Origin of the sequence: Candidatus Paracaedibacter symbiosus, assembly GCF_000757605.1 — a bacterium.
Lineage (GTDB): Bacteria > Pseudomonadota > Alphaproteobacteria > Paracaedibacterales > Paracaedibacteraceae > Paracaedibacter_A > Paracaedibacter_A symbiosus.
Map to the genome: position 1 here is coordinate 15,918 of NZ_JQAK01000006.1, position 13,612 is coordinate 29,529.

Genomic DNA, 13,612 nt, shown 5'->3' on the forward strand with positions numbered 1-13,612 from the left:
TAGAGAAAATGCTGGTATTTTAAAAAGGAATCTAATTATGAATGATGATACATTTAATATTCAATTATCGAAATTTATGATTCAAAGGGATAGAACACTATTTCTTGAGCTCACCCATGAAATGAATCGTATCATGATCATTTTAAACAAGGACGACTCCATAGTAGATCTGAATGAGCACGCAGCAATATTTCATGGATGGGAAATGCCTTCGTCACTTAGAGAAAATAATTATACGCAGTTATGTAAACAGTCATCGATTGATGCGTCCAATCTTACAAATCAAATTCTTCAGGTGCATAATGGCGTAATTATTGAAAAAAAATTGGTAAAAATTAGAAAAAATGGCGTTAATGCCTTTCTATTAATTAATGCTATATCTTTGGATGATGACAGCGTTCTAATTATCGGCCAAGATATTACCGTTTCAGAGACAAAAGAAGCTTTGAATAGAGAGTTAGCCAATTTTTTACCCTCCGTTTTAAAATATCTCCCGGTTGGTGTCTTCTGGAAAGACACCAATTCTGTTTTTATGGGAGGAGATGAGAAGTTCTTACGATTATGCGGATTTGCGCGATCCGAAGAAATTAAGGGACTAACAGATTTCGAGTGCCCCTGGAATAGAGAACAAGCCCTGAAGTTTATAAATGATGACAAGATTATATATAATACACGTCAGCCGTTATTTAACATCGTGGAAGAAACAACTTTTGCAGATAAACAGATATATCGCGTCATAGTAAGTAAATTCCCATTAATATCAGAAAATAATGACTTAGTCGGAGAAATCGGCATATTTGCTAAGTTAAATGAGGCTGCTCGGAATAAGCTTGCCTTTTTTATGGCTAATGATATTCTTAGCGATTCCATAATTCCCCAAAATAGAAGATATTATGTGCCTCATCCTTATGATGAATTTGAGTCAGTTTACCTCTCGTTACGAGAGAAACAGTGCTTAGATGAATGGGTCCTTGGAAAGACAAGTAAAGAGATCGGCCGTCATCTAAGAATCTCCTATCGAACGGTAGAAATTCATATTAATAACCTCAAAGAAAAATTAAAGATAAAATCACGTTCCGATTTAATGCAATTTTATCTGACCCATCAAGGCTTCTGGTCAGGCAAATAGTAACTCTTATAACTATAATCTATCCTCTCTTCCCTGCTCAATAAGTACTTTTTCTTGCTTCTTATAGATGAACTGAAGGTACCATTACGCATTTAGTACCTATGAATTAATCTCTCGAAATATATCAATATCTTCAAAAGCTTGTTGTGGTCCTATTCAATAGATTCGTATCTTATTTGCATTCTGGGAATTTAAAAAATCAGGCCATAATAAGTAAGTATTTAGTACGTATAAATTAATCTTTCGGAAAATGCCAATATCTTTAACAAGGGGGGCTGCTGTTCCCTCTAAGACAGCCAAAGTCACTTTAAGATGAAGCAAATATACAAAAAAATTAGGTCAAACAAAATAATGGAGATAAAAATGGAAATCATTGAAAGCAACCCACGGAATATAGAACCTGATTTCCAGTACAGTGTTATTTTAGGAACAACAAGCCTTGGAGCCTAGGGCAAAGCTAGTTTCTTCTTAAAGAAGAAATAAATTAAAAATTCAGTCTTTTTATAAAGCACTATAAACTATTTTGTAAGAAGAGAATAAAAAATGTTAGCGCTACAAAAACATATAATAAAAAAACAGAATGAGCATAGAAATCACTCCTTCTTTGAAGAATTAGATAAGCAAGAAGATTTTTTCAATGCTATGGATTTTGCGGTAAAGTTAACCTTTTGGGTAATGGCTTTTCAGGATATTTTGCGTTTAATCCCTCCTCGCATAAATAGCAAAGCTTTACGTCGAATCGCAACTCACCATAAAGTTGAGGATGGAGGGCATAATCTCTGGTTTTTACAAGATATAAATTTTTTAAATAAAGGCAATAATAAACACAATAATATTGCCTGGCTCTTTTCTAAAGAAAATGAAATTGCAAGAGATTTTTCATACCGCATGATTTCAGAAGTTTTTAATCTTGCTAAAGATCATGAAAAAATTACCTTAATACTTGCTCTGGAATCAGGAGGGCATGTGTTTTTTGAAAAAATTTCTAATTTTGTAAAGCTTAAAGGTTATAATGCTGATTTAAAATATTTCTCAAGTCATCATCTAGAAGTAGAGAAAAATCACGCTGTTTTTGAGGAAAGCTTGATGAAAGAGCTTGTTAGTCTTCAGCTAAATGAAGAAGAGCGCCTTCAAGCTATTGCACTTGTTGATCGTTTTTATGAGGGTATCAACACTCTTTTTGATCAATTTTATAACAACTTTATTTACGCCTAAAAAAAAGCAAAAAGTATTTAAGATATGAATACACCATTTATCAACACAAATAATCAACCCCAGACGATGCTTCAAAATATAAAAGAGTGCCAAAATAAAACAAAAATCTCTTTTTATGAAGATAGTGAAAACCTTTCTGAAGTTTCAAAAGACTTTGGAGGAATAGCTATTGGCCGTTCAATAGCACGTGTATATCCGAAAACAGCAGCTGACTGTAGAGATCTCATTAATTTTGCTAACACTCATAATATTAAATTTGTTATTCGTGGCCGAGGATACAGTCAAGGGGGCCAGAGTCTTGGCACTGGAGAAACAGTAACCCTTGATTGTTCTCAAATGTCTACAATTGAACCGCCTAATCTTGAAACATATACTGTTAAGTGCCAAGGAGGGACTGACTGGCGATCACTTGCTCTTTTAACAACCCTTTATGGACTTATACCCAAAGTAATGCCCTTTTTTCCTGAATTAACCATAGGGGGAATATTATCTGTTGGTGGAATTGGAGGAAACAGCCATATATATGGCTGTACCAGCAGTAATGTTCAAGAAATTGAAGTTGTAACAGGTAAGGGGGAAATCAAGATTTGTAATTCTCACGAAGATCGAGAACTTTTTGAATCAACTTTATGTGGATTAGGTTACTGCAGTTTGATTACTTCTGCTACTATTGATTTGAGGAAATTTAAGTCAAACATTAAAACTTTTTATTTAATATTTTCAGATTATAAGATATGGCTAGCTGCTCAAAAATGGTTTGTTGAGAATCAGATTGATTACCTCGAAGCTTTTTGCTCACCCACGCCACTTGGTCTCCAAGCAAAGGATAAAAGTTGGGTTCCATTAAATCATTGGCTTTATAGCCTTCAAATTTCTATCGAATATGATGAGCAAGAACCAACTGAAGCTATTTTAGGAGAAAAGACTCAAGGAGGATACCTTATAAAAACGGGGGTTTCTTTTACAGTGGATTTTTTAATGCGTTATGGAGCTCGTGCGCAAAATATTAAAAAGAGTGGAAGTTGGAAACTACCCCATCCATGGTGGGAGTGTATTTTGCCTTTTAGCACTTTATCTGAAATTTTTCCGCAACTACTAACAAAACTTCCCATATTTTTTGGAGATGGTTTAACATATCGTATTTTTGCTTTAGAGGATAATTGCCCACCATCTTTTATGAAAGCTCTAGGTTTAACCTTAGGATTGGCTATTTTGCCTAGTGCAGTTGAGCCTAGAAATCTTTCTAGAGTTATAGATAGTTTTCAGAAACTGGATGAATGGTTACTTCCATTAGGAGGAAAAAGGTGCCTTGCAGGCTGGCTAGGCGAAATGTCAAACCAACAATGGCAACAACATTATGGAGATTATTATCAAACCTGGAAAAGCAACAAAAAGAAATATGATCCTAATAATGTTTTTCAATCTCTCTGCTTAAAGGAAAGCTGAAAGAAATACTTTTAAGGGACCTAAGTGGTTTAAATAATAACCATTAAACATAATTTAAATTTTTTATCTAAAGCATAAGCTAATTTAACGGTAATCATTGATTTATTGAGGTTTATAAACCTTTTAAGGGTAAGAGCTATATGATTAAAGTAGCTATTATAGGATCCGGTATTGGCGGTATGGCATCCGCTCTGTGGCTTTCAAAAAAGGATTACGAGATAACTCTTTTTGATAAATTTAATCCATTAGAATTTAACACAAGTACAGGATTGTCTTTCAATTATACAATTAACCTTCGAGGTAAATACTCTTTAAAAAAGCTGGATTTGTGGGAGGATGTTCAGCATAAATCAATACGTTTGGCCGGAAGAATAATTCATTCAAGGTCTCTTGATATATACCAGAAATATGGACCAAGTTCCAGATCATCTCTCTATTCTATCCCTAGACATAAATTAATAAAAATATTCTTTGATAAAATAATAACCCTAAGCAATATCAATTTTAAATTTAATAAGGAAATAACCAACATCAGTTATAATAATGATTCTTGCTATATCAGCTATAGAGATCGTATTAGCAAAATAATTCATATTCAAGAATTTGATTTCATCATAGCCAGCGATGGTGTTAACTCACAGGTAAGAAGTATTTTTGCTGATCGCTTGCAGTGGTCATTAGAGGTTTTTCCTTGGGCTTATAAAGAATTTAAACTTAACTCAAATGAAGTAAAAAAGTGCAAATTAAGCCTTAGTAGTCTACATATATGGTCTTCTAAAGAATCTCTTTGTGTAGGAATCCCTAATCAAGATAAATCTATTTCTTTATTATACTGTGCCAGTAATAATAAAAATTTTTCTTTAAAAGCAAAAAAATGTATTAAGGCTTTATTTGGAGAAGTAAAAACCTTAAGCAATTTTGATGAAAAAAAAGGTTGGGAAAATTTGTAGCTGTAAAATTAAATAAATGGTTCATAGAGAACAAAATAATTTTTTTAGGTGATTCTGCCCATGGCATATTTCCTTTTTATGGCCAAGGAATGAATGCAGCTTTAGAAGATAGTAAATGCTTGGCTGAGATGCTAGAGAGTTTTCCAACTTCCCGAGAAAAAGCATTTAAGCAATATTTTGAAATAAGAAAATCTCAAACAGATATATTATTTAAATTATCCAATAAGCATTTTTACATCCTTAAAAATAAAGGAAAAACAATTTTATACAACACTAAATATAGATTAGATATTTTCCTTCATAATATTTTCCCAAAGTTTTGGTTTCATGAATATACTATGATGAGCAATTCATTAGTTGATATTAAAAAAATATCTAGAAGATTAAGTACTCAAAGGCTATACATATTATTTCCTCTATATTGGGTTATATTTTTATGGGTATCTTTTATAGAAATAACTGATCGGATAAAAAGAAATTTTGCCAAAAAAATTTGAAATGTAATCTTATTTTGCTGCTAAACTGTCCTATAATTGGGGACCACCACAGATTACCTTGGAACTTAAGGACTGCCTGAATTCTTAGACTACCATAAGTCCCTCGGCTTGACTCATGGGCAGTTTTAATATGCTGAAGCAAGTGAGCATTCTCTTGGGCTCTCTTGGGGGTGTGAACCTTGGAGAAAGACATAATAGCCGCTCCTTGACACACCTAATACTTTCGACATCCGTTCAACGGCAAAGCAATGGTTGTGATCTTTCATAAACCGAAACTTCATTTGCGGATTGTTGAGAATATGCCGACTGCTTTTTTTAAGATGTCGAGTAGCCCAAAGTCGATACTTCAGGCTCTCACAGATCCGTACGTGATACTCTCGCATCATACGGCTCCTCTTATCGCGGTATCAGATTTCCATATTACCAATGGGCGAAAAGTCTAGGGTTGGTCTTTTTTATCCATTTTAACCTTTCCCATGCTTTCCTGTGACTTCCCATCTTATGCTTCTTCTTTATCCACTTAATTAGTCGCTTATCAATATAATCCAGAATACCTCCTAATGTGTACCGAGCAAATTTTCCATAGTAATTCAACCACCCGCGAATTATCGGATTCGCCCATGAGGCTAGATCTGCAAGAGTCTTATCGACTCTAGTTCTCCATCTCCAACTTCTTACGGTTTGCCTGATTTTTACTTTAGCTCCATTGCTCGCAGCAGGAATGAATCCTAAGCATATCTTTCCATTTGGTTTCCTTACTTGCCGGGGTTGAAAGTCATATCCTAAGAAAGTAAACTTTTGGAAAGGATGTCTTCCTTCCCTTCCATCTTCTTTTGCGAATATAATTTTTGTCTTATCCGGGTGTACAGACAGACCAAACATGGAAAGTCTTGCTTTAATTGACTCTAATGCCTTCTGAGCTTCCTCAAAAGAACGACAATGGATAATGAGGTGAGTCAGCATCGGGAACTTCCCCCAATGCTGCTCGCAGAACGGTGCATGAACCTCTCGACTCACACCGCTCCCATTATCTAACCGGTGATCCAAGACCTAATCTCCAGTGAACAAATAATCCAGACTCGCGTTTTCTTACACGACCCAGCCAATTCCTTGCTCTGTGTCTATGCCTTTGGAATCTTTTGTATTTCCTCATAACCCATCGGATCAGATAACGCTCTATGTTACGCAAAAATGGATACATGGCCGATTTGTAGTATCGTCCATAGTAATTTACCCATCCTTGTACATAGGCATTGAACATCCTTGCTAGGTCATCAATGTTCTTGTCACTTCGCAGATGAATCTTCCAACTTCGGATTTCTTTTCTAATCCGATTTGCAGCTTCTTTGCTAATCGCGGGCGTAAAGTTTACAAAGCCCTTCCCCATCTTGTTCTTTGACAGACGAGGACGAAATGTGTACCCAAGAAAATCAAAACTTTCGTGCTCGTAAGAGCCCTTGCGATCCGAATCCTTACAATACACAATCTTTGTCTTCTCTGGATGTAACTCAAGACCACATTCTTTCAATCTGTTCCTGATTCCCTCCAGCACCTTTTCCGCTTGCTTTAGCGAACTACAGTGCGCCAAAATATCATCTGCAAAACGCTCATACTTTACATTAGGAAAGTATCTCCTCATCCACTCATCAAACGCATGATGCATGAATATATTGGCTAGCAAAGGGCTAGCAACTCCCCCTTGGGGAGTGCCTTTCTCCCTTTTGATCAGTTCTCCATCTTCTGTTTGTAAAGGGGCTTTTAGCCATCTCTCAATGTAAAGATGAATCCACTTCTCCTTTGTATGGAATTTTATTGCTTTCATCATCAATGAATGATCTAAGTTATCAAAGAAGCCTTTGATATCCAGATCAATACACCAATCCTGCCGCCAACAACGCTTCCTGGCTACTCCTACCGCATCCAATGCTGATCTCCCAGGACGATATCCATAAGAATCTTCATGGAACTTCGGTTCGACTATATTTTCCAAGTAGCTCTTAACAACTGCTTGTGCAATTCGATCCGAAACGGTCGGAATTCCTAATAAACGCTTACTGCCGTCAGATTTCGGTATTTCCACTGCCCTCACTGGTGGAGGAAAGTAGGTACCCGATGACATTCGATTCCATAACTTATAAAGGTTATCCTTTAAGTTTAATTCGAAATCTTCAATAGATTCTTCATCAACCCCAAAGGCCCCTTTGTTCGCCTTAACTCTTTCCCAAGCGGCCATTACGCTTTGCTTGGAAATACAAAATGGTTTCGTCTTACTCACTTCGTTCCTTCCATCTTCATGGTTGACTCAATAGTAAAACCAGATAACTCGACCCCTTCGCTCCATTAGCTTTCACTAACTTCCTCACTAATACGAGTCAATCCGCCCCTGTGCTCTGCTTTGGTACTCTAATCCTTGTGGGGCTTCCACTTGGATGTCTCCCTTTGCATCAGAGCACAAGTTCCCACGTTCCATATAAGAGCCTGAGTCAAGTTCATGCCACCTCTATGCCGGAGACCACTTAGCCAGTAAACAGGTTTCCGCTAAGCTTATCCCGAGTTAACGACTCCCCCTCGGTTTTGATCTCATCGATACGCTTTCGACACTTCAGCAGTGGTTTAATCGCTTCATCTCCTTGATTCTTACCTGATATCTTGCAAGATACCTTTTCTCTAACGCTCACCACCCTGGCTTTTGACCAGCGCAGCTTAGAGTGGTTTGAAGCCTCTTCCTGCAAAGCGGCTTCGGAGGGCCTACCTCCATCTCTCATACAGTTGCACACAAATTCAAATCATACTTCTGGCTTCATACAATCCTTCTTTGTGCTCGTGGCACACTATCGTCAGCATAGGCAACGACGTTGATTTTCTCACGCCATTTTTGACGCTCGCTTGTGGGGAGGATCTTTTTCTCCAATCCGGACAAAGCTAACCCCGTAAGCGCAGGAGAAATCACCGATCCTTGGGCTGTTCCTTTTTCAGTAGGGTTGAGTCGTCCATTTTCCATAAAGCCTGCTTTTAAGAATTTCCTCAGAACTATTTTATCCATTGGAATGTTTTTTAATAAGCAATCATGGCTGATTTGGCTGTCGACCACCATGGCCAAAAGAAGAGAGAAAAAAGCCTAACTGAGGATCAAAGATTGCTCAAAAATTACATCCTACCCACCCTAGGTGCCTTGAAAGTTATCAATGTAGGACGCCCCGCGAAATTGAAGATATTCATACAAGCTTGGGGAATAAACCTTATCAGGCAAATCGCATTCTTGCCCTTCTATCGAAAATGTTTTCTTTAGCAGTTTCATGCGGATGGCGCACAGATAATCCAGCAAAAGGAATCCAAAAATTCCAAGAAGAAAAAAGAGATCGCTGGTTAAACAATGAAGAATTACAACGACTTTGGGCTGTTCTTGACAAATATCCTTCTCATCTTACTACTTATGTTTTTAAGCTCTTAATCTTAACAGGCTCACGTAAGAGCAAAGCTTTACAAGCAAAGTGGGAGCAGTTTGATTTAACAAAAGGAACCTGGACTAAACCATCTCATTTAACTAAGCAGAATAAGAAAGAACACCTTCCCCTTTCTGATAAAACACTTGAGCTTTTGAATTCTTTAAAAAAATTAAATTCTCAAGAGTCTATCTTTTTCCTGGGCGAGTGGCAGGAGAACCTATAAAAGAAGTAAAAATATTTTGGAGCAAAGTTATTAAGCAAGCTAACCTAGAAAATGTCCGCATCCATGATTTACGTCACACACATGCTTCCCATCTTATTTCAAGTGACTTAAACCTAAGTATTTGTTGGGAAGCTCTTAGGCCATACTCAAGCCTCAACGACCCACACCCAAACGCCCACTTAGCGGATAAACCTCTTCGGCAAGCAACAGAATTTTTGGCTCCAACTGCATATGCGGGTCAAATTGCTCCTAAGGCCTATTTTGAGAGGATTAGCTTGCTTTTAGCTGATCGATGTCGCTCTCTAAGCTCAATATCGATGTATTTATCAGTAATGGCTCCTGAGCCATGCCCGGCATCATCCCGGACGTGCTCACGCGGTCTACGTTTTACATCGTCTGAGATGCCAGTATGCCTTAGCCAATGAACTGTAGCTTCTATTAAAGATTCTGCTTCTTCTATGAACCCATCTTTATTAAGGTTATTAACAGCTCGATCAAAGCATGACTGAACTATTTTACGGATGTAAGTGGTAGAGCCAATACCTCCTTGCCCTTTTGCTTTTGGCAATACAGGAGACAGATCAGCAGGTGAGGGAAGGGCGGATAACCCTAAGTATTTTCGCCATCTCTTCAACGCTTCTAACATGGAGTCACTAACAGCAATTTGCCTCTGCTTGTTACCCTTGCCAACAGTCGTAAACCACCAATTTTCCTCACTATCTCTATAGAAGTGGTTCATTGTTGGGCTCCATCGTTTGTTTGCAGAGAGTTCAGAAATTCGCAGATACAAAGAGTACAGAGCTGACATAATAAAGAGCGTGCGTTCGTGTTCTTGCGCCGTCTGTATCACATATTGCCATTGTCGTTCCGAAAGTCTTCTAATTTTTGGCTGACTCTGATTTTTTCTAATAAACTTGCTTTTCTGTCGTATAAGGCCCACCGGATTCATATAGACATATTCTTCTTGGAGAAGGTAATTGTAAAAAGAACTTAAAATGGCAAAGCTATCTTTAACAGCGCTTTGAGAAATTTCAAAGTTTTTTGGGTTAGGCCTTTCTCCTTTTTGATAAGCAGCTTTTGAAACAGTAACAACAAAGGGGCGCCATTCTGGATTGGATATTCGTTTTCCTTCTTTGGCTATGAAGCGAGTGACTTTATTAATACCAATCCAAGATTTAGGTGGCTTTTGACAAAAGTGAATGAACTCTTCTATGTCATGACGCTTTAATTCTATCAAAGGTTTTTTAGCAATCAGAGTGCACCAATGAAGTAACCGCTCAATCTCGCGACGGTATGCATTAAATGTTCCTTGGCTTCCTTTATAGCAGTTTAGAAACTCTAGAGCTTTCTGGCAGTCGTTTACATTAGCATTATCAGGCAAAGATGAACTCAGGTCAACTTTATCAATATACTCAAGGCTATCAAAAATTGGTAATGGTGGCTTCATTTGGCCTTGCTTTCACGGACTCCCAATAAGGGTGATAATAAAGATTATCACCCTTATTGTCAATTGTTAGGCTTACCCCTATTATCCTAGCTACTATAATATGCGCCACCTCTCATGAAAGAAAATCGCATGACTAAACTCTCTATTTTATCAGCATCTGAACAACGTCAATTTGATTCCCCACCTTTATTCGAAGATAAAGACCGTATTTGGTATTTCTCCGTAAACAAGGAAGCTTTTAACATTATCCAAAATTTACGTACACCAATCAATCAAGTAGGTTTTACTTTACAGCTTAGCTATTTTAAAGCCAATGGTAAATTCTTTACAACCCAACAGTATCACGAATCAGATATTAAATATGTTATTGATTTACTTGGACTTAACCATGATGACATTAATATGTCGGCTTATCAAAATAAAGCCATCCAAATTCATCGGCGCAAAATTTTAGAACTACTCCACTGGCAACCTCTCAACAATACACAACAAGCGAGAATCAAAGCTCGCATTTTGCAATTGGTGCAGCAACATTTGCCGCTTAAGCAAATATTCTTATCCATTATAGATTTTTGTTGGCAAAATAAAATTGAAATCCCTTCGTACAGCCAGCTCTCAACCTTTATTACTCAGTCTTATAACGACTTTGAAACAGATCTCTTGAAAATAATTGGACAATCTCTATCTCTCTGCCATCAGGAAAAGCTTAAACACATGGCAGGCTTAGAAAAACACAATAAGAATAAAATGGAAAGATCCCCCCTCACCCTCATGAAGCATCTAAATCAATCTCTGCGGCCTTCAGATATTCAAGAAAACATTGAATCCTTTAAACTATTCAAAGAACCTTTTCATGAATTTAAACCTATTTTTGAAAAACTCTGTTTATCTGACCAAGCGACAGAGTACTTTGCTACTTGGGTACAGAAATCTACCATCTTTCAACTTACCAAATTTGCTAACAAAAATAAGGTCTACTTATACTTATTGTGTTACATTAAACACCAATTTTATTATAGGCAGGATGCGCTAACTGATATTTTTTTAAAATCAGTACAAGCAGCCATTAATTCAGCTCATAATAAACTTAATCAGGGTGAACAATCCAATCGTACTAGCCGGAATCAGGCTATTAGCAAGCTTTCGTCTGCTCACAAGGACTCCCGTAAACTGATTGAAGAAATTACTAATATTATAAAGTCCACTCACCTCTCCTCAGAAGATAAATTATTGCAAATCGAGGGTTTGGTTAATAATTATAATACTCTACATACCTCTACTGAACAGGCCCAATTGATTGAACTGGAAAAAACCCTTGATAATATAGCAAAAAACCAACTCTTTTTTGATTTTTTAGAATCACTCTCTATAAAGCTGCAACGAAGAGTTTCCAACATTGTGAAAAATATAGAGTTCAATGCTCTAACCTCTGATCCCCATATTGTTGCTGCCATCCATTACTTTACTTCATCTGATGGTGAATTAGGAAATGATGCTCCTTGTGATTTTATGAAAGCCGAAGAGCAAGAACTCTGCTATAACCAAGGGAAATTAAGGATTTCACTTTATAAAATTCTTTTATTTATGCATATGGCTGAAGCCATTAAAGCAGGACGCCTTAACCTTCTTTATTCTTATCGTTATAAAGCTATTCAAGATTATCTTATTGGTGAGGAGGCTTGGCAGTCTGAGCGCCAATCATTATTGAAAAGTGCTGGTCTTGATAAGTTTAGTAATTTCAAAGAAACTCTAGATAAGCTTAAAGAACAACTTGATCACAAATATAATCATGTTAATAAAGGTTTTTTAAGAGGAGAAAACAACCTTTTAACTATCGATGAAAACCATAAAATCAAAATAGTAACCCCTAAAACAGAAAGCAGTGAGGAAGAATATGCATTCTCCTTGCTTTCTCAGACAGGATTTGTTCCTATATTGCGGGTATTTACAGACATTGAGCAAGTTACTCAATTTACTGGCTCATTTAAACATTTCAGCATCAAGCACAAGAAAATGAAACCTCAACCAGAAATTGTATTTGCAGGCATTCTTGGTAAAGGCTGTAATATTGGGTTAAATCGGCTTGCAAACATTTCTATAGGAATTAGCGAAGATGCTTTAAACAATATGGTCAATTGGCACTTTAGCCTAAAGAATATCCAAGCAGCTAATAACAAAATTATTCGCTTGGTTGATAAACTCTTTCTAAGCAGTGCCTTTCGGCACAATCTGGATCAGCTGCATACCAGCAGCGATGGGCGTAAGGTTAATGTCTCAGCAGATTCTTTAATCGCAAGCCATTCTTATAAATATTTTGGAAAAGGTGTTTCAATTTATACATTCTTAGATGAGCGTCAGCTTCTTTTTCATTCTACTGTCATTAGCTCTTCTGAGCGTGAAGCTGCTTATGTTATTGATGGACTTTTACAAAATGAAGTTATCAAGAGCAACATCCACTCAACGGATACGCATGGGTTTACTGATACTATCTTTGCAGCAACACACTTTATTGATACAGCTTTTGCTCCTCGCCTAAAAAATATTGGAGATCAAAAGATTTATGCTTTTTCAGACAAAAAAACTTATGAAGCTCGCGGATATAAAATACTTCCCAGTAGAATCATCAATTTAAAATTAATTGAACGATATTGGGATGATATCTTACGCTTTATGGTAACTCTCAAACTTAAGGTTACATCTGCCTCTTAGCTTTTTAAACGCTTAAGCTCATATGCTAAAGATCATCCACTTTATAAGGCTCTTAAGGAGTTTGGGCGAATTATTAAGTCTATATTCATTCTAACCTACTTAGATGATATTGAGCTTAGGCAAAGAATTGAAAAGCAACTTAACAAAATCGAATTAACGAATAGGTTTTCTAAAGCTGTTTTCTTCGCTAACAATCAGGAATTTAAACAAGGAGAAAAAGAAGAGTTAGAAATTGCCACAGCATGTAAAGTGCTTATCCAGAATGCTATTATTTTATGGAACTATTTGTATTTATCGCAGTTACTTGCCAGTAAAGCTAGTTTGGAAGAAAGAAAGCTTATGATTAATTTTATGCAGCGAGGATCTATCCTCATTTGGCAACATATTAATATGCAAGGTGAATATGATTTTACCAAATATGCCCATAACCAGAATTCTTTTGATGTAAGGAAAATCATGGCACTAAAAGCGGCTTAAAAGTGTTCTATCGATCTGTAGGGGCCTTAGGAACAATTTGACCCGCTTATGTAGTTGGAGCCATATATCTGTA

Annotated in this window: 12 protein-coding genes and 1 pseudogene; 7 read left to right on the forward strand and 6 right to left on the reverse strand. The window is 36.8% G+C overall.

Translation table 11 applies throughout. The features are described from left to right. Positions 1-37: 37 nt before the first annotated feature. From IG80_RS0110560 to IG80_RS0110580, 5 genes are all read left to right on the forward strand, one after another. Positions 38-1,129, forward strand: coding sequence for a response regulator transcription factor (locus IG80_RS0110560; RefSeq protein WP_032114026.1), 1,092 nt, complete (start codon positions 38-40; stop codon positions 1,127-1,129). 543 nt (positions 1,130-1,672) lie between these two features. After that, positions 1,673-2,344: a hypothetical protein gene (locus IG80_RS0110565; RefSeq protein ID WP_032114027.1), complete on the forward strand. Its 672-nt coding sequence runs from the start codon at positions 1,673-1,675 to the stop codon at positions 2,342-2,344. Between the two features lie 24 nt (positions 2,345-2,368). Beyond that, positions 2,369-3,790 carry an FAD-binding protein gene (locus IG80_RS0110570; RefSeq protein ID WP_032114028.1) on the forward strand — a complete coding sequence of 474 codons (1,422 nt, stop codon included), beginning with the start codon at positions 2,369-2,371 and terminating at the stop codon, positions 3,788-3,790. Between the two features lie 140 nt (positions 3,791-3,930). After that, on the forward strand, positions 3,931-4,740 hold the full coding sequence (locus IG80_RS0110575; protein ID WP_032114029.1) for an FAD-dependent oxidoreductase: 810 nt from the start codon (positions 3,931-3,933) through the stop codon (positions 4,738-4,740). After that, positions 4,725-5,237, forward strand: coding sequence for an FAD-dependent monooxygenase (locus tag IG80_RS0110580; RefSeq protein ID WP_032114030.1), 513 nt, complete (start codon positions 4,725-4,727; stop codon positions 5,235-5,237). The genes IG80_RS0110575 and IG80_RS0110580 overlap by 16 nt, the downstream gene beginning before the upstream one ends. On the opposite strand, the gene IG80_RS16970 is transcribed toward IG80_RS0110580, so the two are convergent. The 5 genes from IG80_RS16970 to IG80_RS0110600 form a co-directional block, all read right to left on the reverse strand. Beyond that, the gene (locus IG80_RS16970; RefSeq protein ID WP_075553237.1) at positions 5,188-5,430 is read right to left on the reverse strand and encodes a helix-turn-helix domain-containing protein; all 243 of its coding nucleotides are present in this window, start codon (positions 5,428-5,430) and stop codon (positions 5,188-5,190) included. The two genes, IG80_RS0110580 and IG80_RS16970, sit on opposite strands and share 50 nt — an antisense overlap. A 227-nt stretch (positions 5,431-5,657) precedes the next feature. After that, positions 5,658-6,284 (reverse strand): group II intron maturase-specific domain-containing protein, encoded by a 627-nt coding sequence (locus tag IG80_RS0110585; protein ID WP_052046375.1) that lies wholly within the window; start codon positions 6,282-6,284, stop codon positions 5,658-5,660. Further along, positions 6,265-7,470, reverse strand: a complete 1,206-nt coding sequence (gene ltrA / locus IG80_RS0110590; RefSeq protein ID WP_156962095.1) for a group II intron reverse transcriptase/maturase — start codon at positions 7,468-7,470, stop codon at positions 6,265-6,267. The genes IG80_RS0110585 and ltrA overlap by 20 nt, the downstream gene beginning before the upstream one ends. A gap of 283 nt (positions 7,471-7,753) precedes the next feature. After that, positions 7,754-8,002, reverse strand: coding sequence for a hypothetical protein (locus tag IG80_RS0110595; protein WP_032113179.1), 249 nt, complete (start codon positions 8,000-8,002; stop codon positions 7,754-7,756). Positions 8,003-8,037: 35 nt separating this feature from the next. After that, positions 8,038-8,331 (reverse strand): reverse transcriptase domain-containing protein, encoded by a 294-nt coding sequence (locus IG80_RS0110600; RefSeq protein ID WP_156962186.1) that lies wholly within the window; start codon positions 8,329-8,331, stop codon positions 8,038-8,040. Between the two features lie 182 nt (positions 8,332-8,513). On the opposite strand from IG80_RS0110600, the gene IG80_RS13575 reads away from it, so the two are divergent. Continuing rightward, on the forward strand, positions 8,514-8,906 hold the full coding sequence (locus IG80_RS13575) for a tyrosine-type recombinase/integrase (RefSeq protein WP_052046377.1): 393 nt from the start codon (positions 8,514-8,516) through the stop codon (positions 8,904-8,906). 256 nt (positions 8,907-9,162) lie between these two features. Here IG80_RS13575 and IG80_RS0110610 read toward each other — a convergent pair whose 3' ends face one another. Then, entirely contained in the window at positions 9,163-10,353 is a 1,191-nt protein-coding gene (locus IG80_RS0110610) for a tyrosine-type recombinase/integrase (RefSeq protein ID WP_032114032.1), read from the reverse strand. Positions 10,354-10,482: 129 nt separating this feature from the next. On the opposite strand from IG80_RS0110610, the pseudogene IG80_RS0110615 reads away from it, so the two are divergent. Next, positions 10,483-13,539 (forward strand): annotated as a pseudogene (locus IG80_RS0110615) (Tn3 family transposase). The last annotated feature ends 73 nt before the right edge of the window (positions 13,540-13,612 follow it).